The organism is Bradyrhizobium sp. UFLA05-109 (assembly GCF_054185165.1).
This window is the reverse complement of sequence record NZ_JBBIAR010000013.1, coordinates 79,525-100,886: the sequence shown is the minus strand read 5'-3', so window position 1 is coordinate 100,886 and position 21,362 is coordinate 79,525. Positions and strand designations below refer to the sequence as shown.

At 63.8% G+C, this 21,362-nt stretch carries 20 protein-coding genes; 10 read left to right on the top strand and 10 right to left on the bottom strand.

Annotation, left to right across the window (positions count from 1 at the left end; all coding sequences use genetic code 11):
- Position 1: 1 nt before the first annotated feature.
- Positions 2-1,369: an APC family permease gene (locus tag Q3C01_RS12070; RefSeq protein ID WP_458145539.1), complete on the bottom strand. Its 1,368-nt coding sequence runs from the start codon at positions 1,367-1,369 to the stop codon at positions 2-4.
- 348 nt (positions 1,370-1,717) lie between these two features.
- Here Q3C01_RS12070 and Q3C01_RS12065 point away from each other — a divergent pair, with 348 nt between their 5' ends.
- A complete protein-coding gene (locus Q3C01_RS12065; RefSeq protein ID WP_458145538.1) occupies positions 1,718-3,016 on the top strand; it encodes an alpha/beta hydrolase in 1,299 nt (432 codons plus the stop codon).
- Between the two features lie 91 nt (positions 3,017-3,107).
- Positions 3,108-3,494 carry a hypothetical protein gene (locus Q3C01_RS12060; protein WP_458145537.1) on the top strand — a complete coding sequence of 129 codons (387 nt, stop codon included), beginning with the start codon at positions 3,108-3,110 and terminating at the stop codon, positions 3,492-3,494.
- 46 nt (positions 3,495-3,540) lie between these two features.
- On the opposite strand, the gene Q3C01_RS12055 is transcribed toward Q3C01_RS12060, so the two are convergent.
- The gene (locus tag Q3C01_RS12055; protein ID WP_458145536.1) at positions 3,541-3,936 is read right to left on the bottom strand and encodes a hypothetical protein; all 396 of its coding nucleotides are present in this window, start codon (positions 3,934-3,936) and stop codon (positions 3,541-3,543) included.
- Positions 3,937-4,040: 104 nt separating this feature from the next.
- Complete coding sequence (locus Q3C01_RS12050; protein WP_458145535.1) at positions 4,041-5,219, bottom strand: MFS transporter; 1,179 nt, start codon at positions 5,217-5,219, stop codon at positions 4,041-4,043.
- 453 nt (positions 5,220-5,672) lie between these two features.
- Between Q3C01_RS12050 and thrS the strand changes: the two genes are divergently transcribed.
- The 3 genes from thrS (at position 5,673) to Q3C01_RS12035 (ending at position 9,777) form a co-directional block, all read left to right on the top strand.
- Positions 5,673-7,715, top strand: a complete 2,043-nt coding sequence (gene thrS, locus Q3C01_RS12045; RefSeq protein WP_458145534.1) for a threonine--tRNA ligase — start codon at positions 5,673-5,675, stop codon at positions 7,713-7,715.
- Positions 7,716-7,812: 97 nt separating this feature from the next.
- A complete protein-coding gene (locus tag Q3C01_RS12040) occupies positions 7,813-8,376 on the top strand; it encodes a nitroreductase family protein (protein ID WP_458145533.1) in 564 nt (187 codons plus the stop codon).
- A 126-nt stretch (positions 8,377-8,502) separates the two neighbouring features.
- Entirely contained in the window at positions 8,503-9,777 is a 1,275-nt protein-coding gene (locus tag Q3C01_RS12035) for a serine hydrolase domain-containing protein (protein WP_458145611.1), read from the top strand.
- On the opposite strand, the gene Q3C01_RS12030 is transcribed toward Q3C01_RS12035, so the two are convergent.
- The 3 genes from Q3C01_RS12030 to Q3C01_RS12020 form a co-directional block, all read right to left on the bottom strand.
- Positions 9,763-12,225 (bottom strand): putative bifunctional diguanylate cyclase/phosphodiesterase, encoded by a 2,463-nt coding sequence (locus Q3C01_RS12030; RefSeq protein WP_458145532.1) that lies wholly within the window; start codon positions 12,223-12,225, stop codon positions 9,763-9,765. The genes Q3C01_RS12035 and Q3C01_RS12030 overlap by 15 nt on opposite strands.
- A 182-nt stretch (positions 12,226-12,407) precedes the next feature.
- On the bottom strand, positions 12,408-12,602 hold the full coding sequence (locus Q3C01_RS12025; RefSeq protein WP_027525651.1) for a hypothetical protein: 195 nt from the start codon (positions 12,600-12,602) through the stop codon (positions 12,408-12,410).
- Between the two features lie 510 nt (positions 12,603-13,112).
- Positions 13,113-14,174 carry a hypothetical protein gene (locus Q3C01_RS12020; RefSeq protein ID WP_458145531.1) on the bottom strand — a complete coding sequence of 354 codons (1,062 nt, stop codon included), beginning with the start codon at positions 14,172-14,174 and terminating at the stop codon, positions 13,113-13,115.
- A 235-nt stretch (positions 14,175-14,409) separates the two neighbouring features.
- On the opposite strand from Q3C01_RS12020, the gene Q3C01_RS12015 reads away from it, so the two are divergent.
- Positions 14,410-15,504: a patatin-like phospholipase family protein gene (locus Q3C01_RS12015; protein ID WP_458145530.1), complete on the top strand. Its 1,095-nt coding sequence runs from the start codon at positions 14,410-14,412 to the stop codon at positions 15,502-15,504.
- Between the two features lie 3 nt (positions 15,505-15,507).
- Here Q3C01_RS12015 and Q3C01_RS12010 read toward each other — a convergent pair whose 3' ends face one another.
- Together Q3C01_RS12010 and Q3C01_RS12005 are read right to left on the bottom strand one after the other, a co-directional pair.
- A complete protein-coding gene (locus Q3C01_RS12010) occupies positions 15,508-15,936 on the bottom strand; it encodes a CBS domain-containing protein (protein WP_458145529.1) in 429 nt (142 codons plus the stop codon).
- A 190-nt stretch (positions 15,937-16,126) separates the two neighbouring features.
- Positions 16,127-16,933, bottom strand: a complete 807-nt coding sequence (locus tag Q3C01_RS12005) for a rhomboid family intramembrane serine protease (protein WP_458145528.1) — start codon at positions 16,931-16,933, stop codon at positions 16,127-16,129.
- A 453-nt stretch (positions 16,934-17,386) separates the two neighbouring features.
- Here Q3C01_RS12005 and Q3C01_RS12000 point away from each other — a divergent pair, with 453 nt between their 5' ends.
- From Q3C01_RS12000 to Q3C01_RS11990, 3 genes are all read left to right on the top strand, one after another.
- Positions 17,387-17,941, top strand: a complete 555-nt coding sequence (locus Q3C01_RS12000; protein ID WP_458145527.1) for a PAS domain-containing protein — start codon at positions 17,387-17,389, stop codon at positions 17,939-17,941.
- Between the two features lie 29 nt (positions 17,942-17,970).
- A complete protein-coding gene (locus Q3C01_RS11995; protein WP_458145526.1) occupies positions 17,971-18,492 on the top strand; it encodes a GNAT family N-acetyltransferase in 522 nt (173 codons plus the stop codon).
- A 141-nt stretch (positions 18,493-18,633) separates the two neighbouring features.
- Entirely contained in the window at positions 18,634-18,957 is a 324-nt protein-coding gene (locus tag Q3C01_RS11990; RefSeq protein ID WP_458145525.1) for a hypothetical protein, read from the top strand.
- Between the two features lie 2 nt (positions 18,958-18,959).
- Here the strand turns inward: Q3C01_RS11990 and Q3C01_RS11985 are convergent, their stop codons facing one another.
- Entirely contained in the window at positions 18,960-19,307 is a 348-nt protein-coding gene (locus Q3C01_RS11985; RefSeq protein ID WP_458145524.1) for a hypothetical protein, read from the bottom strand.
- Positions 19,308-19,317: 10 nt separating this feature from the next.
- Here Q3C01_RS11985 and Q3C01_RS11980 point away from each other — a divergent pair, with 10 nt between their 5' ends.
- Positions 19,318-19,668 (top strand): hypothetical protein, encoded by a 351-nt coding sequence (locus tag Q3C01_RS11980; RefSeq protein ID WP_458145523.1) that lies wholly within the window; start codon positions 19,318-19,320, stop codon positions 19,666-19,668.
- A gap of 627 nt (positions 19,669-20,295) precedes the next feature.
- Here the strand turns inward: Q3C01_RS11980 and Q3C01_RS11975 are convergent.
- Positions 20,296-20,550 (bottom strand): hypothetical protein, encoded by a 255-nt coding sequence (locus Q3C01_RS11975; protein WP_458145522.1) that lies wholly within the window; start codon positions 20,548-20,550, stop codon positions 20,296-20,298.
- Positions 20,551-21,362 lie beyond the last annotated feature (812 nt).

Here is a 21,362-nt window from a genome sequence, read left to right as displayed (position 1 = left end):
TCTATTCGCGATGGTGTGAGGTTGCTGCGGCCTCCGGCCGCCTGCGGAAAATGGCGTAGATCAACAGGCCCGAGAACATGATCAGCATGCTCGACAGCGACTGAACTGGCCGCTCGGTCAACAGATAGTACATCATGAAGGCGGTCACGAGCAGGAAAACCACCGGCGTGACCGGGTACCCCCAGGCGCGATAGGGCCGCAGCAGGGCAGGATCCGTAAAGCGCAGCTTGATCACCCCTAGCACGGTGAAGAATGAGCAGAACAACAGCGCGAACTGGATGAAGTCGAGCACCGCCTCGAAGCTGCGCGTGAAGAGCAGAAGGTTGGCGACCGCGAGCTGAAACAGAATGGCATAGGCCGGTGCGCCGCTCGCCGATCTTCGGGAGAACACGCGGAGTGCCGGAATGTCCTCGCCCATCGTCATCATGACACGCGGACCGATCCACATCATCGCGCTGATGGAGGAGATCAGGCCGACGCAGATCATGGAGCCAACGATGCGGCCGCCGAGGTCGCCGAAGATAGCGGTGCCGGCAATGCTCGCGACCTCGAGTTGGCCGGCGAGCTTGTCGATCGGGGTTGCGTAGAGAAACACCGCGTTCAGCGCCACATAGAGCACCATCACGATCAGCGTGCCCGCCAGCAACGCGCGCGGCAGGCTTTGCTGCGGCATGTGCAGCTCGCCGATGATGTAGGTCGCCGCGTTCCAGCCGGAGAAGGAGTACATCACGAAGACGAGCCCGATCGCGAAAGGCGCGCTGGTGATGTGGCCGAAGTCGCCCGACGCAAGCATGAATGATACCGGCTGTCGCACCCCGATCGCAAAGCCCGCAACCAGGAAAGCCACGATCAGAATGACTTTCAGAATCGTCGAGACGAGCTGGAAGGTCGAGGAGTGCTTGACGCCTGTAAGCTGGACGATCGACACCAGCCACACCACGCCGATGGCAAGCGGGATCGGCGGCAACGTCGGAATGACCGATTTCGCATATTGGCCGAACGCCATCGCCGCGAGCGCAACCGGTGCGGCGAAGCCGACGGTCGCAGAAACCCAGCCGGCGAGAAAACCGAACGCGGGATGATAGGCGCGGCCGAGAAAATTGTACTCGCCGCTCGAGCGCGGGAACATCGCCCCGAGTTCGCTATACGAGAACACGCCACACAGCGCGACGATGCCACCGACCGTCCATAATAGCAGGATCGAGAAACCGGACGGGATGTCCTTGACCTGGAAGCCGAGGCTCGTGAACACCCCGACGCCAACCATATCGGCGACGACGATCGCGGTTGCCACGATGACGGAAACGCCGGACGCGCTTCCGAGACGCCGGCCCGTCCACGCCGCGCTTCCCGCATCTGATGCCGTCATCGCCGTCCTTAGCTGAGGGCTCGCGCCTCTCCCAAGCATCGCGCAGATTGGTCCAGTCAATTCAAGCAGGGTTAACAAGGGCTAAATGAGGCAAGCGAAAGCGGTATTTTGGCACCACACTCGCACCCTCTCGGGCAATAAACCTACTGCCGCGCCGCGGAAGGCCTACTCCCCCTCCCACAATCGCGACACGATTCCGTGGTCATTTTGAGCGTTCCGGATGTGGGGAGTTTTCTCCGGAAGCTTAACGTCACCTAAACGCCAATCGGCTCAATTAGCTAAGAGATTGCCGATTGCCTTGGGGTTAGTGGGTGGATGGTCGGGGTCGATCCGAGAGTCGAAACAGCAATGGGTGCTGACCGGGCGAGATCGCCCGGTCTGCATCGTCGTGCCTTTCGACTTGCCTGCCGGGTCGGCCTCGCCTCCGTCCTGGTGCCGCTCTCGCTGACACTGGTTCAATGCGGCCAAGCGCCCAACCCGGCGATGCTGGCGGCGAACTCCCAAACCAATACCCAGATCGTTGCCAAGACCAGCACGCAAGTCGCAAGCGGCGACACGTTCGAGGACCGCTTCCCGGCCCCGCAGTTCAAGGAGCGCTTCCCCTCGGCAAGCGAAAGCTTCCTGCAGCGGCAGATGTCGGACTTCTCGCCGAAGCGCGCGGTACAATCGGCCGAGCCCGCCCCCTACAAGGTCGCCTCGCTCGACCCGCAGGTGCCCTATCAACGTCCGCAGCGCGACGACCTGACCACGCTCGTCAGCATGAAATCGTCCGCGTTCCCCTATTTCGGCAACAATCCTGCCTCCGACGCGCCCTTCCTCAACATCTCCAAGGGCGATCGCCGCGGACACCGCAGCTATTCGGGACGCGTGTTCTGGCAGGACGAGACCTACAATGACAGCCGCGTGCTCGTGCACGTGCCCGAGCATTTCGACGTGCGCAAGCCCGGCGTGATCGTGGTGTTCTTCCACGGCAACGGCGCGACGCTGGAGCGCGACGTCCGCGACCGGCAATTGGTGCCGCAGCAGATCTCCGAATCCGGCGCCAACGCCGTGCTGCTTGCCCCGCAGATGGCGGTCGACGCCGCCGATTCCAGCGCCGGCAAGTTCTGGCAGCCCGGCGGGCTCAAGCGTTTCATGGAGGAATCGACCCAGCATCTCGCCCGCCTCTATGGCGATCCGAACAGCGCACGCGCCTTCGCCAACATGCCGATCGTGATCGTCGGCTATAGCGGCGGTTTCCTGCCGACAGCCTGGAGCCTCGAGGTCGGCGGCATCAGCGACCGCGTTCGCGGCGTCGTGCTGCTCGACGCGGTCTATGGCGAGCTCGACAAGTTCGCCTCCTGGATCGAGAGCCACCGCTCCGGCTTCTTCGTCAGCTCCTACACCCACTACACCGCGCGGCGCGACCACGAGCTGATGAGCATGCTCCGACAAAAGGGCATCAGCGTCTCGGAGGACATGGACGGCCCCTTGCGTCCCGGCAGCGTGGTGTTCGTCGAGACCGCCGACGGCATCAGGCATCGCGACTACGTGACGCGGGCCTGGACGCAAAATCCGCTCAAGGACGTGCTGGTCAAGATGTCGGCGACACCGTCGCTTGCTCTCACGCGCGTCGCTGCAAGCACTTCGTCGGCTTCAAGTCGCTAGCGTTTTCCGCGCGTAGCGCCATGCGGATGCGCTGCCGTCGACAATTCGCTTGCTGATCAAAATGTGATGTTGATGGCCCGAGCCTCCCGGAATGCCCGGGATTGTTTCCCCTGACGATGCCCATAACGTGGACTGGGGATTCTGTGAGGGACTGAAGTTGCGCGAGGGACTCTACAAGGCGAACTTTCACACCGTGCACGGCACCGGGTGCGGGGTCCTCTATGTGACCGACGGCAAGCTCCGCGGCGGCAATTCCGCTTTCGCCTTCGTGGGCACCTACACCGGCAAGGGCGAGAGCATCAAGGTCAAGATCTCGACCGAGCGCTACAACGACGATCCGACTTTCCGCCCGCTGTTCGGAACCGACAGGATCACGCTCAATGGCCGAGAAGACGGCGAGATGGCCGAGTTCGAGGGCAGCGCGCTGCAGCTTCCCGGTGTCGCCTTCCTGGCGGTGCTGACCCGGATCAGCGACTAGCTGCGGATCAGCACGCACTCCTAATCGGGCGGCAATTAGTCCGCAATTAATTCTTGGGCAGCTTCGGAATGCTTTCGGCAAAGCCGTTGAAACAAGCCAGGCGCTCGTCCTCTTCCTTGAGGAAGCGGCAGTCGGCAACGCCCTTGGCCTTTGCGGGCTTCGGCTTCGGCTGCGGCGGGATCACTCCGTCGTAGCAGTTGAGCCGGTCTTTGGTGCCGTCGTCGAGGTCGAGACAGGCCTGCAGCCTGACCGCGGTGGGCTGCGGCTTGCCCTTGGGCGCGGCCGCCTCGGATTTGCCCTTGGCCGCCGCCTCCTTGGTACCCTTGCTGGCCCCCTTGGGCTTGACCTGCACCAGCGGCTTGTCGCCAACCATCGGCGTGTCGGTTTGCGCAAAAGCGGCGGCCGAATACAGCACCGCGACAAGCGCCAGAATCATCCTCATGTCAGTCAGCTCTCGTTGGTCCCCAACCTTCGCCTTCTAGCGCCCTCCTGCGCGGTTTGCCAAGCGTCCGCTGGGGAGAAAAGCCGGATGTGACGGGCTTTGCACTATGCCGCGACCGTCGCCACGGCCCGCCGAGGCCGGGTCAGCCCGACAACGGCGAGCGCGAGGACGACGAAGCCGGCGGCCAAGAATCCGATGGTGTGCAGGAGATCGCGCGCGAACAACGCTCCGCCCGCTGCCGAGCCCACGGCCTGCCCGATATAGAGCACGGACGTATTGAGCGAGACGGTGGCCGGCGCCAACGACGGCGCCGCCGCGACCAGGCGCACCTGCTGCATCGAGTTGGTCGAGGCAAATCCCAGCCCCCAGACTGCGACCGAGAGGACCATCAACGCAAAATTGCCGGCGCCCAGTGCCCATCCGGCGACGCCCGCGAGCAACAGGCTCGTGAACAGAACCGAGGTCCTGTAGGGCCCCCAAGTATCGACGATGCGCGTGGCAATGAGGAGGCCGAGGAAGCCGCAGACACCGTAGACGCCGAAGGCCAGACCGATCGCATCGGGGCTGGCATCCGTCAGCTTCGTCAGCAGCGGCCCCATGAAGGTAAAGATCACGAACTGCCCGGACATCTGCAGCATGGTGATCGCAAGCAGCAGCACGATGGTGCGATTGCGCCCGACTTCGCCCCAGGTCTTCAGATCGACCGGCGTACCCTTCAAACCGGCCGGCAGGCGCCATAGCAACAGAACGAAGCTGAGGCAGCCGAGCCCGCCAATCGCGCCGTAGGCTCCCCGCCAACCGTAGCGGCTGGCGATGAAGGTGATCAGCGGCAAGCCGACGGCTGCGGCAATCGACCATCCGAGAAATACATAGGCGATCGTGCTACCGCGCTTTTCGACCGGCACGATGATCGCCGCAGTGCCTGCGGCCTGCGGCGTATAGAGCGCGCCGATCGCGAGCATCACCAGGCGAATGGCGAGCAGGCTCGTATAGTCGGGAGCGAGGGCCGAGCCGATATTGCCGGCGGCAAGCAGCGCGAGCGTTGCGGTGAGAAGCATGCGCCGCTCGATCCGGCTGGTCAGCCACGCCGTGAGCGGCGAGCCGATGCAAAGCGTGATGGCGCCAAAGGTGATCAGAAGGCCCGCGGTGCGGATGCTGATATCGAGGCCTGAGGACAATTCCGGGAGCATCCCAGCGGGCGCCAGCACCGAGCAGCCGGTGACGACGTTTCCAAGCATCAGGGCGGTCGGCGCGAAGCGGCGGTCGGCAGGATCAGATTTCATGCAGCTGCATGTAGGCAACATCGGGACGACATGGAAGGGCGGACCATGTCGATCGGACGTGCCTAGTGGCGACTCGCGCAGCAGCGGTCTCGGTGGCGCTGGCGAAATGCGACCCGGCTCCGGCGTGGCCCAGGCAGCACCGGAGGTCGGTCCGCCGACCATTGTCAGAAATGTGACGAGCACAATACCGGCGCCTTCCCTGAGGCAAGTCGATCCAACGAACGTCACGAAGCAACCAGCCCCAAAACCACAGTCCATCCCCAATACGCCCTATGAAACAACAACCTGTGGGCGCATGAAACGTCAATATCGCGTCTGGCGTCGGCCTTCAAAACGGGACGCTCACGGGCGATTTCCTCGTTTTGCCCGATTGCGCAGTCCGAATCGCCTGATATACCGCTCGTTCCCGCTTACCTGCGCTCGTTCGCAGGAGTGAGCTTCAGGAGAAACATTATGTCCGACGACCACAAGTCCGAATCAGGCTTCCAGTACAGCCTCAGCAATTTGAAGCCCGTGACCCCAGCCGCCAAGGTTACCCTCACCTTCCCCGACGGCGCCAAGCGCCAATTCGACAAGAGCACTACCGGCCTCGACATCGCCAAGGGCATCTCGCCGTCGCTCGCCAAGCGCACGGTTGCGATGGTGCTCGACGGCGCGCTCGCCGATCTCAATGATCCGATCGAGTCCGATGCCAAGATCGAGTTCGTCAACCGCGACGATCCCCGCGCGCTGGAGTTGATCCGGCATGACGCCGCACACGTGCTGGCGGAAGCAGTGCAAGCTCTGTGGCCGGGCACGCAAGTCACCATCGGCCCGGTGATCGAGAACGGCTTCTATTACGACTTCTTCCGCAACGAGCCGTTCACCCCGGAAGATTTTGCCGCGATCGAGAAGAAGATGCGCGAGATCATCGCGCGCGACAAACCGTTCACCAAGGAGGTCTGGGATCGCGAGAAGACCAAGCAGGTGTTCCGCGACAAGGGAGAGGCCTTCAAGGTCGAGCTGGTTGACGCCATTCCCGGCAATGAACCGATCAAGATCTATTTCCAGGGCGACTGGTTCGATCTGTGCCGCGGCCCGCACATGACCTCGACCGGCAAGATCGGGAACGCCTTCAAACTGATGAAGGTGGCGGGCGCCTATTGGCGCGGCGATTCCAACAACCCGATGCTGACCCGCATCTACGGCACCGCCTTCGCCAAGCAGGAGGACCTCGACGCTTATCTCAAGCAGATAGAGGAAGCCGAGAAGCGCGACCATCGCAAGCTCGGGCGCGAACTCGACCTCTTCCACTTCCAGGAAGAAGGTCCGGGCGTGGTGTTCTGGCACCCCAAGGGCTGGACGATCTTTCAGCAGCTCATTGCCTATATGAGGCGACGCCTGACCGGCGACTACAGCGAGGTCAACGCTCCGCAAATCCTCGACAAGGTCCTGTGGGAGACGTCCGGCCATTGGGGCTGGTACCGCGAGAACATGTTCGCGGCGCAATCCGCCGGCGACGAGGCCGAGGACAAGCGCTGGTTTGCGCTCAAGCCGATGAATTGCCCCGGTCACGTGCAGATCTTCAAGCACGGCCTGAAGAGCTATCGTGACCTGCCCATGCGGCTCGCCGAGTTCGGCGTGGTGCATCGCTACGAGCCGTCGGGCGCCATGCACGGTCTGATGCGCGTGCGCGGCTTCACCCAGGACGATGCGCATATCTTCTGCACCGAGGAGCAGCTCGCCGACGAGTGCCTCAAGATCAATGACCTGATCCTGTCGACCTATGCCGATTTCGGCTTCACCGGCGACCTCACCGTGAAGCTGTCGACCCGCCCCGACAAGCGCGTCGGCACCGATGCGATGTGGGATCATGCCGAGCGCGTGATGGCGACGGTGCTGCGCGAGATCCAGTCGCAGAACAATCACATCAAGACCGAGATCAATCCGGGCGAAGGCGCCTTCTATGGGCCGAAGTTCGAATACGTGCTGCGCGATGCGATCGGCCGCGACTGGCAGTGCGGTACCACGCAGGTCGACTTCAACCTGCCGGAACGGTTCGGCGCGTTCTATATCGACCATGACGGCGGCAAGAAGCCGCCGGTGATGGTGCACCGTGCGATCTGCGGTTCGATGGAGCGCTACATCGGCATCCTGATCGAGCACTATGCCGGCAACTTCCCGCTCTGGCTCTCGCCGGTGCAGGTGGTGGTCACGACCATCACCTCGGAGGCCGACGAATACGCCAAGCAGGTGGTGGAGCAGGCACGCCGCGCCGGCCTGCGGGTCGAGATCGACCTGCGCAACGAGAAGATCAACTACAAGGTCCGCGAGCACTCGCTGGCCAAGATCCCCGCGCTGCTCGTGGTCGGCAAGAAGGAGGCCGAGACGCATTCGGTTTCCGTCCGCCGGCTCGGCAGCGACGGGCAGAAGGTGATGCCGACGGCGGAGGCACTGGCCGCACTTCTCGATGAGGCAACCCCGCCGGACGTCCAGCGGGCGCGCAGCGCGGCCTGATCGTTGAAAACGGTCTAAACTCGCTTTCGGTTGCGGGCATGCATGCCTATCTCGGGTAGACATGCATGCCCGACGACCAGCCGAAGAGGAAACTTCCGTGCCCGACGCCATCGACCTCCTGAAGACCCGCCGCTCCGTCAAGCCGCGCGAGATGGCGGGGCCCGGCCCCTCGCCGTCCGAGCTCGACACGATCCTCACCATCGGCGCGCGGGTACCGGATCACGGCAAGCTCGCGCCCTGGCGCTTCATCGTCTTCGAGGGCGAGGCGCGCGAGCGTGCCGGCGAAGTGATCGCGCGCGTGTTCGCGCGCAAGAATCCGGGCGCACCGGCGGCCGAGATCGAGGTCGAAAGGAAGCGGCTCACTGACGCCCCGCTCGTCATCGGGATCGTCAGCTTTACCAAGCCGCATCCTAAGGTGCCGGCCTGGGAGCAGGAATTGTCGGCCGGCGCCAGCGCCATGAACATCGTCACGGCCGCGACTGCGCTTGGCTATGGCGCGTGCTGGCTGACCGGCTGGTTTGCCTTCGACCGCGACGTGCTGGAAGGGCTCGGGCTCAAGCCGGACGAGAAGCTCGCCGGCCTCGTGCACATCGGCAGGCCAACCAAGCCGAGCGAAGATCGCCCTCGCCCAGTACTCTCGGAGATCGTAACCCGGTTCTAGACGACGTCTCACAGTTGACGAACCGCTCATCTTCCGGCTTTGATCCCGTTGCGTCGGCTGGGCAGGATACCGAAGTGACGCTTGCTCACGCCCATGCTGCCGCCTGACGCAGCGCGGGCTCATGCGATGACCACCACGCGACGAACATTCCTTGCCGGGGCGGCGCTGCTCGCCGGCACCGCCATGCGCAGCCGCGCGAACGATATCCCCGCGCCCTCGCCCGACCAGCTCGAGCGCATCACAGCGTTCTTCGACAACGAGGTCACGGCCCGCCGGCTGCCGGGTGCGGTCATCCTGGTTCAGCAGCACGGCGAGCCGCTCTATCTGAAGACCTTTGGCGTATGCGACGTCCGGACCGGCCTGCCCACGACGCCGGACACGATCTTCGCCATCCACTCCATGACCAAGCCGATCACGAGCTTGGGGGCGATGATGCTGATCGACGCGGGTAAGCTCGCGCTCGCCGACCCGGTCTCGAAATACATTCCATCCTTCGCCGATACCAAGGTTGGATTGGAGGTCACCAATCGCGACGGCACGCTCGCCCTCGATTTGGTGCCGCCGATCCATCCGGTGACTATCCAGGACCTGATGCGTCACACCTCCGGCATCAGCTACGATTATATCGGCGGCAAATGGGTCGAGCAGGCCTATAACGATGCGATGATCTTCGCCGGCCAGTTCGACAACCGCGAATTCGCCGAGCGCATCGCGAGACTGCCGCTGGCGCGTCAACCCGGTACGCTCTGGCGCTACGGCCATTCCACCGACGTGCTCGGCCGCGTCATCGAGGTGATCTCGGGGCAGACGCTCTACGAATATCTCAAGCAGAACGTGCTCGATCCGCTCGGCATGACCAGCACCAAGTTCGTGCTGACGAAGCCCGGCGAGTTGAAGCGGATGGCGCGGCCGTTGCCGAACGACAGCATTCTGCTCGACGCCGAGCGCGAGCGTCTCGCCCATCCCGAATGGGAATCCGGCGGCGGCGGCCTGCTCTCGACCATCACCGACTACGGGCGGTTTGCGCAGATGCTGCTCAACGGCGGCGAGCTGGATGGCAAGCGTTATCTTAGCCCCACCGCCTTCAAGGACATGACGACGGACCACATCGGGCCGGGGTCGGGTGTCGATCGCGACTTTTTCTATTTCCCGGGCGACGGCTTCGGCTACGGCTACGGCCTTGCGGTGCGCACCGATCCGGGCGATGCGAGACCGCCACCGCCGGGCTCGATCGGCGAACTGAAGTGGGATTCGGGCAGCGGCACCTATTTCGGCGTCGATCCCAAGCTCGACATGATCTACGTCATGATGCAGCAGACCCAGAACGAGCGCGGCCGCATCACGCCAGCCTTCAAGGCGCTCGTCTACGATGCCTACCCTGCCGGGCTACGCCGCCCGTGAGGCGCGCTGTCCGAACGTCGTCAGCAACTGTTCGATCTCACCCGCGGGGCGCGCCGCGCTGAACAGGAATCCCTGAACCTCGTTGCAGCCTTCCGCGCGCAGCCAGTCGAGCTGGTCCTCGGTCTCGACGCCTTCCGCCGTCGTCGTGATGTTGAGGCTGCGGCCGAGCCCCGAGATCGCGCGCACGATCGCGACGCAGTCCGGGCGTTCCGCGAGATCCTTCACGAAGGAACGATCAATCTTGATCTTGTCGAAGGGAAAGCTGCGCAAATAGCTGAGGCTGGAATAGCCCGTGCCGAAATCGTCCATGGAGATGCCGACGCCGAGCCCGCGTAACTGATGCAGGGTGGCGAGGTTGGCGTCGGTCTCAGCCAGGAAGATCGACTCGGTGATCTCGAGCTCGAGCCGCTTCGGCGCCAGGCCCGACTGTGCCAGCGCCGAGATCACGATCTGGACCAGGTTGCGGCTGCGGAATTGCGCCGGCGATAGATTGACCGCGACTTTGATGTCGCGGGGCCATTTCACCGCCTCGCTGCACGCTTCGCGGAGCACCCACTCCCCGAGCTGGGTGATCAGGCCGATATCCTCGGCCACCGGGATAAACTCGGCTGGCGAGATCATGCCCTTGTCCGGATGACGCCAACGCAACAGGGATTCGAAGCCCGAGATGCTGTCGGAGGCGATCGAGACCAGCGGCTGATAGTGCAGTTCGAATTCGCCATTGGCAAACGCGCGCCTGAGGTCGAGCTCCATGTCGCGGCGCCGTTGCGCTTGCAGATCCATCTCCTTTTCGAAGAAGCGATGCACGCCGCCGCCGTCGGACTTGGCGCGATAGAGTGCCATGTCGCCATTGCGCATCAATTCTTCCGACGTCATGCCGTCGCCGGGTGACAGTGCGATGCCGATGCTGGCGCCGATCACCAGCTCCAGGCCGTCGATGTCATAGGGTGCGCTCAGCATCTCGATCAGGAGGCTCGCACAGGCGCTGGCCTCGTTCGGCGAAACGTCGGCGGCAAGGATCACGGCGAACTCGTCGCCGCCGAGGCGAGCGGCAAGATTGGCGCCGCGGATCGCGATCGCCAGGCGCTCCGCAACCTGTTTCAGCAGGCGGTCACCCACGGGATGGCCGAAGGAATCGTTGACAGTTTTGAACAGGTCGAGATCGATGCAGAGCACGCCGACCCTCTTGCCCCCGGCCTGGTCGAGCGCCTGTTTGAGCCGGTCCTGGAAATATTCCCGGTTCGCCAGATTGGTGAGCCCGTCGTGATGGGCCATGTAGGCGATGCGCGCCTCCGCCTTGCGCCGTTCGGTGATGTCGACCACCGCGACCAGATAGCCATCGCGGCCTTCGAACGTGACGCGGCGGCCGAAGGTCAGGACCTCGATCTCGCTGCCGTTGGCGCGCAGGTGCCGCCAGTTGCGCGACGAGTTATAGGTGTCGCCGACTCGCTCCAGCGCCTCGGAATGACTGTCCCATTCGTCCTGCGGCCAGATCTCCGGCAGGCTCATGCGCAGGAAGGCGTCCCGGTCGTAACCATAGTGCTGGACCGCTGCGTCGTTGACGCTCAGGAAGCGTTTCGTCTCGGCATCGAACACCCACATCGGCATCGGGTTGTTGTCGAACAGCAGACGGAACGACGCGTCGCGGCGCTTCAGCGCGGTGACATCGGAGATCGTGAGCGACACGACGTCGGCAAAGGCGGTGGCGCTGAGCCGGAGATAGCCGCCATCGCTCTCGATCTCACACTGCTCGCTGCGGCCGCCCGAGACTGCCGCGCGCAGAAGCTTCCCGACCTCCGGCGAGGCGAGCAGCGTGCCGCCCTCCCCGAGGCGGCGCCACAACAGGCTTCCACTCGCCACCTTCAGGAGCACCTCCGCGCTCTTGTTGTGATGGACGATCTGGAAGTCGAACGCCTTCGCATCGGCATCACGCAATGCGGCGAGCGACACCACCGCGTCGTCAGTCGCGGCGAAGATCGCATCGAGAAGGTTATATTGCGCGCCGCGCTCATTGACGTAGATACCAATCAGCGTGGCGCCCCAGCGGGAGGCAGTCGGCAGCGCCAACACGTCGTACGTCCTGACCATGCCGTCGCGCACGCAATGCGCGCGCGAATGATGCGGGCAGCCGTTGTGAAGCGCATTCGCCGCGACCTCCGCCAGCGCGGTGGCGCAATCGGGCGCCAGCGCTGCGACCGGAACGTCCCAGCGCTCGTCGCCGAGCCATTTCTGCACATAGCGTCCACTGCGCGACAGCTCTAGCGCACCATCATTCCGCAGCAGCGCGATGTGGTCGGCGAGCCGCCCGAGGCTGCCGAGCATCACGTCCTCGTAGCGCGGGAGCCGTTCACCCGGCCGCAACGCAGCGTGCCATTTGCGCTGAAGCACCGGGATGTCGTCGAACATTTCGGTGGCCGGTTTGCCCGGCGCCTTCTTCGCGGCACTCATCGTAGTCCCCAACGCGCTATCCCAGCGCATCCAAGGCAGGGGCACTTAATGGCGTGTAAAGAGCCCTTGTGCGCAGCGCCCGATCGGGGATTATGACAGTTTTAAGTCACATGATGGTTTAGCGCGCGTTAGGGACTGTGACAGCTTCTTCTCAACGCAAACGTGGAAATGACCGACAGCCGTCAGTCCTCGCTCGAGGCCGCCGACCGGTTGTTCAGATAGGCCTGGGACAAGAGGAAGAACAGCGCGCGTTCCCCCTGATACTTGGCCGCCGGACGGGTGCGCTCGAAGCCATCGGCAAACAGCTTGCCGGACTGGTCGCAAACCTGCCACCGCCAGCCAAACCGCTTGCGCCGCGTTAGGACCACTTCGAACATGCCGACGGGTGCGCCCCCTGCTGTTGCCGGCCACGCGCGACGAAGACAGATGGCCCGCGCATCCGGCCCCCTTGGACGGATGCCAGAGATATAACGCAGCAGGAGCGAAAAAGAACAAAATTGATTATCGGAATTACGTCGCAGGTGCGGTGTTTCCCCAAGCCTTGCGCCTGAAGACGGTTTGGTAGCGCTTTCGCACTCAAAGGGAACACAAGGCGGGATGATCAGCGAGCAGGGACTCACCGGTCATCCCGTGAGAGCCTCAGCGGTCGACTCGCGCCTGCAAATGTCGGATAGCGATCACCCTCGACGGTCACGCTGGCAAGAATGTCGGCGACGCCACGGCGATCGGCATCCGTCTGCGCGACGGCGCAGATCACGCCGCTTCCATTCGTGCGCTGGATGAGAAGCGCGGAACAATGTTACGAAAATCGCCGGATCGAGGGCCCGTGTATTCAGCGGGCGCAGGCGGGGCGAGACAGTATCGCGTTCTGGTTCAGGCTGGACGCGTCAGCGCGCGACGACTTCGACTTCGCCGTCGACACCGTTGACGACGTTGAAGCCGCGCTCGTAGACCTTGCCCTCGTTCTTGGCGATGGCGCGGTATTCGCCTTCGGAGAGCACGACGCGCGGGAACGCGCCGATCGATTCCTTGATCACGTCGCCGCCGGGGGTGAGAACCGACCAGGCGGTGTTGGCGAGCGCCTCGCCGCCCTTGTCGCTGACGAGCTTCAGCGTGATCACGGCGGCGCGGTGGGTAATGGTCACGTCGGTGAGCTTGCCGGCCTGCACGCGGATGTCGGAGCGCACCACCGAGTTGGCGTCGCCATAGTTGGAGATGATGTAGTAGGTGCCCTCCGGCAGCAGCACGACGTCGCCGGCGGCGACGTTCGGCACCAGCGAGGAGCGCTCGCCGCCTTCGAACTGGCTGCCTTTGTAGATCGCGAACGAGATCTGGTTCTGCGGAATGCGGCTGGTGCCGACGCGGCCCTCGATGCGCAGGCCGCCCGCAGGCAGCACGAAGGCCTCACGGTCGGTCTCCGCCTTCAGGCTGACCGTACGCACCGCGCTGACGAGGCCGAAGGCGACGTGCACGACGTAATTGCCGGGCGGCAACACGATGTTGGGCGTGGCGTTGCGGTCCTCGCGGATCAGCTTGAACGTGCCATTCTCGTCGGGGCGGTCGGCAAACACCCGCCACACCAGCCCGCTGGTGATCGGTGGCAGATCCTTGCCGTATTTCGCGGTCAGCGACAGCACGGCTTGGCCGGGCGCCGCCGCCCCCATGGGTGCGGCCGGCGGAACCGTCGAGACCGAGGGCGGGATGGTGGGAGAAGCAGGCTGCATCAGCGTCGGCGGCAGGCTCGGCGGCGCCGCGCCCGGGCCCGACGGGGGCGCGAGGCTGACGGCCGCACCGGGATCGGGCACGGCGGCCGGCGGTACCGGCGGCGGGCGATCAGAGAACAATTGCGCGTGAGCGGCGCCCTCGCCGAGGAAGCAGGCAAGCAAAACGGCCGGCAGCAGCCATCCGCCGCGCCGCCATCGTCTGATGCCGTCACCCCCGAAAATCATGCCTCCTGCTTTTCACCGAAAACGCGGCAAATTCAAGCCACTGGAACCCCGGGAAACACCTGTTTCTGGAACGGGCGGAACCTTAAAAGGTTAGTCTTGCGGCAACCGGCCATCGCCATACTCCTGCCCAGTGCCATCACCAAAGCGGCATAAACCATGCTTCGCTGTGCTTCTGGCAGGGCGCCAGCGCGGTGCCTAGTCTGGTCAGCGTCAGTCGGGTCGTAGGAGATCTTCGGTGCTGGATATGTTGAAGGGTCGCGGCGCGAACAGCTCCAACGGCGCGAACGGCGAAAAGGTGGGGCTCGGCAGCATTCGCCGACCGGTCATCGGCCTTGCGCTCGGCGGGGGTGCGGCGCGCGGCTTCGCCCACATCGGTATCCTGAGGACGTTGCTCGCCAACGGCATCGTGCCCAACGTCGTGGTCGGCACTTCAATAGGTGCGGTCATCGGCGGCGCCTACGCGGCCGGCCATCTCGACACGCTCGAAGACTGGGCGCGCAGCTTCCAGGGCGTACGCAACATCCTCTCCTATCTCGACATCCGCCTCAATGGCTCCGGCCTGATTGGCGGCGAGAAGCTCGCAACCCGCCTGGAGGCAGCGATCGGCCAGACCCTGATCGAGGATCTGCCGATCAAGTTCGCTACAGTCGCCACCGAAGTCCGCACCGGCCACGAGATCTGGCTGACGCGCGGCCGCATGGTCGAGGCGATGCGCGCTTCCTACGCGCTGCCGGGCATCTTCTCGCCCGTGCTGGTCGGCGATCGCTGGCTGGTTGATGGCGCGCTGGTCAACCCGGTGCCGGTCTCGGCGGCGCGGGCGCTGGGGGCGGAAATCGTCATCGCAGCAAATCTTTCCAGCGACATTTTTACCCATTCCACGACCATCTATTCGCATGGCGCGATGCCCGCTGCGGTCGAGCCGCTGGCAACCGAGGACACCACGGCAAAGGACGCCGCCAAGCGGCGCTTCCCGAGGTTTTTCTCGCCCGAGCGCACGGTGAAACGCGAGTTCTTCGGCGGCGGCGGACGGCCCGGCATCTCCTCGGTGATGGTCGATGCTTTCAACATCATGCAGGACCGCATCACCCGCGCGCGCCTCGCGGGCGATCCACCGGACATGCTGATCACGCCGCGGGTCGGCCAGATCGGATGGTTCGACTTTCACCGCGCAGACGATCTGATCGCGTTCGGCACGCGCGCCGCCGAGCGCGCGATCGACTCCATCCAGGAGGCGATCGACGTGCTGGTACCAGCAACGGAAGCCACCGCATCCAAGTCTGATCAAAACAAGACTGACCAGAACAAGACCAGCGAGAACGTCAGCGAATAAGGCTTAGGCCGTCTTGATGTAGTCGCGCAGGGCTTCCTGCTCGGTCTCGTATTCGCGCACGCGCCATTTGACGATGTCGCCGATCGAAATCAGGCCGACCACTTTGCCATTGTCGATGACCGGCAGATGTCGAAACTTGCCCGTGGTCATCATCTCCATGATCTCGGCGACCGTGTCGGTCTCCTTGCAGGTCACCACCTTGCGGGTCATGACGTTCGAGACCGGCTCCTCGAGCACGCCGGCGCCTCGCTCGCCCAGCACGCGCACGATGTCACGTTCCGAAAGGATGCCTTCCAGCCGGCTCTGATTCATCACGAGGACCGCGCCGATCTTCTTCTCGCCAAGTAGTTTGATTGCGGCCGACATCTTTGCGTCGGGCTCGACGCTCATGATCTGGTGGCCCTTGGTGTTGAGGATAGAACGTACCGTCATTGCCGCCTCCCTGAATCCCACCCAGCCCTCTAAGCGTGGGCCGGACTTGTTCGCGAGTCTTCAACTAACAGTCTCAATCCCGGTTTCGTTCTCAGGCGCTGCACGAAGCAGGGCCGCTACCGGCTTGTCGCATCACGACATTCTTCGCATGCGATGATGGATGAAATCGCCCCATCCCGCAAGCGCCGCTTCAAATGTGATCTGAAATGTCCTGTGATGACGCATCTGCAGCATCGGGGCGCACGCGCGGCACGGGGTCGAACAGCGAGAACAAGAGAAGCCCCGCGAAGAAGCCGCCGATATGCGCCTGCCAGGCCACGGTTGCGCCCTCGGTGCCGACCCCGATGGCCCCAATGCCGAAGATGATGTTGACGCCGAACCACACCGCGAGAAAGCCCATCACCCGCCCGTCCCGCAGCGCTCGCGACAGCGGCAGTGCCGGCACCTTTGCCGCCGTGTCAGCATCGCTGCGGCTGAAGGACAGGAAGCTGCCGCGCACGAAAGCAAAGCGGATCGCCGCGGCCATGGCGCCGGATACCGACGCCGATGCCCCGATCATCGGTACCACCGCATGTTCATGGGTGAGCAAGTGGGCAAGCGCGCCGGCCGCCGCCGTCATCGCCAGGAACAGGTAGAAGCGCACCGGCCCAAAGCGCCGCGCCAGCGCGCTGCCGAACGGCAACAGCCACAGCACATTGAAGCCGAGATGCGTGAGATTGGCGTGGAGCAGCGAATAGGTGACGAAGGTCCACACCTTCGCACCGGTGCCGCCGGGGATTGCGAGATTGAGCAGCGAGGAATCGTAGCGCTTCGGGATGAAGCCGAATACATCGATCGTCCAGTTCTCGAGTTCCGGCGGCAGCAGCACCCGCAGATGGATCACTGCCAGCAGCGCGATGTAGGCCGTCAGCGCGCCCGGCAACGTCAAAACCGGCTCGCGCCGCGCGGCCTGAAGTGCGGCCGGCTCATCCGGCGGAGAATTTGGCGGGGCGTCCAAGGGATTTTGGCTTTCAAAGCGCTAATAGGCGACAAGCGTGGAGATAGTCGCCTTTGCCCACCCCGTGCAAGTGCACAAAAGGAAAAGGGAGGGCCCTGGGAAAGCCCTCCCTGTCCGTGTCGGTCTTCCGGGACTTGGAGGAAAAAGGACTATCCCCACCCCTCCCCGCGGCCCGTGACCAAACTGTTTGACGCCTTGTGTACAGGCCCCGCCGAGAAACCTGGAAAAACGGCGAAGCTTGCGACCGCGGCGACCATAGCAGGCGCGCGAACAGGTTAAAGCCCATCGTTAATTTAACGTTAACGAAGCAAAGGCCCGCCCCTGGAGGCCAAAAACGCGCCTGCGGCATGGACGCTGCAAATCCGCTCCTGCACAACAAGGAGAGGACCCGAGGTGCACGGAAGCGGGACAAGTCTGTCCCATGACGTGCGGCCGAGGGGCGAGCGTAGAGCCATGAAACATCCGTCGAGCCGCGAATTCTTCGCCTACTGGGACGACAAGCGCGGCACCGCGCGGGCGCCTGATCGTGCCGATATCGATCCGGCCGCCGTCCGCGGCCTGCTCGGCGACATCTTTGTCCTGTCCTGCGAGCCGACGCTCGGCTTCCCCTTCCGCGTCGCCGGCACGCGCGTCTGCGCGCTCGCCGGACGCGACCTCAAGGACCAGAGCTTTGCCGCGCTGTTTACGCGCGAATGCCGCACCGAGATCGAGGAGATCACTTCCATCGTCGCCGAGGAGACGCTTGGCGCCATCGCCGGCCTCACCGCGACGCGGCAGGATGGCACGCGCGCGCATCTCGAGCTCTTGCTGCTGCCTTTCAACGCACGTCCACACACCCCGGTGAGCGTCACCGGCGTGCTCGCCCCGTTCGATGACGAATACGGCGCGCTCGGCGAATTCGCGCTCACCTCATGGCGCTATCTGCACCAGCCGGAGAAACTGCTGCCGCGCGCCATCCGCAAGCTGCAGATCGCGCGCGGATTGATGGTATATGAGGGGCTGAGATAGGCGCCCGCCCCGGGCGCGCGGGAAGCAACGTGCAATCACACTGGCGCCGCGCCGGCCCCTCCGATCTGCCGGCGATCATCGCGATCGCGGCGGCCCTCCATCCCAATCTGCCGGAACGCGCGGACGTGCTTGCGGAGAAGATGAGCTTGTTCCCCGAGGGCTGCCGGGTGCTCATCGCGGGCGACGACGTCTTTGGCTACGGTATCGCTCATCCTTGGACGCTCCACCAGATTCCGCCGCTCGACGACTTCCTGCAAGGACTGCCGCCCGCGCCGGACTGCCTCTACCTGCATGACGTCGCGGTGATGCCCGCCTCGCGCGGCAGTCGCATCGCGACATCGTACATCGAGACGCTCGCACGCCTGGCGCGCACGAACGGAATCGAACATCTCGCGCTCGTCTCCGTCTACGACACCTCTCCATTCTGGGGGCGCCACGATTTTCGCGTGATCGCGCCCGATGCGGCATTGCGCGTCAAGCTGGCATCCTATGGCGACAGCGCAAGATACATGGTCCGCGATCTCGATCAGCGTGGTTTGCGCAATGCCTAGTGCGGCCCAGCTTGCAGGTCTGGCCTCGCCACGGACGGTTCACGTTACCGTGTAGCCCCTCGAACCGGTCTTCATCCGACCCCGTCCAACGGCTGAGCGGGCCGTTCCGGGCCTCGCCGAACCGAGGACTGGAGGATTCCTATGTTTTCGAAATCCCGATTGACAGCAATTGCATTGATCAGTTTCGCTGCGACGACCGCGATGGCCACGACCAACGCCAACGCATTCCACGAGCGCGTCTCGACCTGCGACGTCTTCTTTCTTGCGGGGTGTGGCGCAATTCTTCCGACCGCCCCCCTGGAAAGCCGGCGAAGCGACCGTCTGCCGACACCTCCACGCGACACGTCCCCGACTTACATGAAGCAGACCGATCCCCGCTACAGCTCCGCGATGAATAATGCCGGTGGAGGTGGAGGTGGAGGTGGTGGTGGTGGCGGCGGCGGTGGTGGTGGCGGCGGCCGCTGAGCTCACCTGACGTGACCGACCACGACGCCGCCGGCGTGCCCCGGCGGCGTTGTCCTCGCTTCGCTCGTGATGAGATGGAAGCTGCGCGTCGCCCCTTCCTGTAAGCTGCAACCGGATATTTGCAGGAACGCGCGCGTGACCTCCTCCATCAAACGGCACTGCGGCGACTGCACGCTCTGCTGCAAGGTGATGGCGATCGAGGCGGCAGCGCGACGACGAAACAGGTAACGGGTGCTGTCGTGGACGCGATCCTTAGCTCGAACGTGTGAGTTGTCGCGCTGCCGGTCTTCCCCCGGGACTGCAACCAACGAGACTGTGAGCCGTTTACTTCGCGCAATTCCTCGACCCACGGAGGTTCTCATGGTCAAGAAGGCGCTTTTCGCGCTCGGTGTTGCTGCGATCCTTGCTCTCGCACCGGGCGCTGCTTCCGCACAGCGCGGCTTTCATGGCGGCGGATTTGCAGGCGGAGGATGGCGCGGTGGCGGCTGGGGCGGCGGATGGCGTGGAGGCGGCTGGGGTTGGCGCGGACCGGCTGTCGGCCTTGGCGTCGGCTTAGGGCTCGCCAGTGCGGCAGCTTGGGGACCTGGCTGGGGCTGGGGTGGTGCTCCGGGTCCGGGTTGGGGCTATGGCGGGTGGGATGGGTGTACGAGATTTCGTCGGGTCTGGACCGGCTGGGGATGGCGCGTCGTCCCGGTGAACGTCTGCTGGTGAGATGCCGTGTTGTCGGCGGTGGCGCCAGAGGGCTCACCGCCGATCCGCGGGTTTTCAACCACGCCGGTCTGCGTGGCGTTTAGACGCTGCCGCGCAGCGCGGCATTGTGGATTGCGGGAGCACGTTAATCTTTTCTTAACCATGCGCGTCCAGCCTCGTCCACGGTGGGGATCGGTCATCCTTTTGGGCGGGGGCTCGATGGAGGAGACGAGATGCGCGGGCAAGAGATACAGCCCGAGGCCAACCTGCTATCGGCTTTTGCGCTGATGATCGTCGGCGCCTTGGCTATGGGCCTGCCGATGGCTCTGGTCATCATTTGGCTCTGTTCCTGACAAGGAACCAACGACTGTGATGTCGGCCTTCGACAGGCTTCGCGCATTCACGGTTCGGCCGGACATTTCAGCTAAAGGAAGCCCCCGGAGCTGGAATTCTCCGGGGGCGTTTCGGATGTGTGAGGTTGGGTACGTCCGCCAGCCCTCACCACGATCCTAGACTTGACCATGACCGCACTTGATCTTGTGCAGGATACGGCAGCGATGCGTCATTGTTGTGAAGTCGGTTGCGATGAATCCGCGCCGACACAGCCGCCTGGCGACCGTCACGTCCTTTGTCTCCCCCGAAAGGCTTTCAATTTTCGCCCGTCAGATGTTTCAGCATCGCGTCGCAGGCCGCCATCGCCTGATCGAATGTCTTGAACGGCGAGCCGAAGACCCTGATCGCGCCACGGCTCGGGGCAACCGGCCGCCATGACGCGACATAGCCGGCGCTTCCGTGAAAACCGGTCCCGGTGGGACTTTCGAAACTGATCACGAACGAAAAGCCGTCGCTGCTCGCGCTCCATATCTCCATGTGCTCGACGGCACGGTGGAACTGCAGGGACATGGCAGTGCAGCCAATCAGTCCCCGGACGAACTGACCCAGCGCTCGACGTTCAATCGCAAGTCGTCACGCTCTTTGGCCAACGGCAGCTTCTCCGCAGCCGCAAACAACTTCGCGATCTCGGGAGGCAAATCCTGTGGTTTCTCCACCATCACTCAGCCTTGCCGGTGTTGAGTGCTCATTTCAAAGCACAACCCCCACGTGCGGCAAGTGTACTTTGTGCCATCGGCCCTTGGTACGGACGATAACAAAGGCGATGATCGCGTTGCTCAACGTGTGGCGGATGGCCGGGGATCAGGATCGCAGCCCCGATACATCCCATGCAGCTGTTTGCCTTCGAGGAAAACTGTACGTGGAGTCAGACCTCCGCGACTATCGAGCCACTGCTGAATTGGCGAGGGATACATCGAATACAGCATCCGGGTCGCTCCGCGATCCGTAAAGATGCGCCCATTCCTGCCGAAGTCCCATGCAGCATGAAAGGCAAGTCTCGCTCTGGAAGTCACGCAGATGTTGTCCGGAGCAATCGTTGCAAGGACGATTGTGCAGGCGGAGGCGCAAAGGCCGTCGATGACGACCGATTGACGCGAGGCGCGTAATTTCTCGTATCTTTCGATGTAGTGGCCAATCTGTCCGCCTCGATCATTCGTAATGCGAACCACGGCATGGCTCGGTCCCGTGCCAGTGAGTAAGAGCATTCCCGCGACGACCCCTGCCGGAACTCTCATGCTGCTCGCTCGACGAATGTGATGCCGATCCGCTGGCAAGATGATGGTGCGACAATTTGGGATGCTTTCGGTTCTGAGAATGTTGAC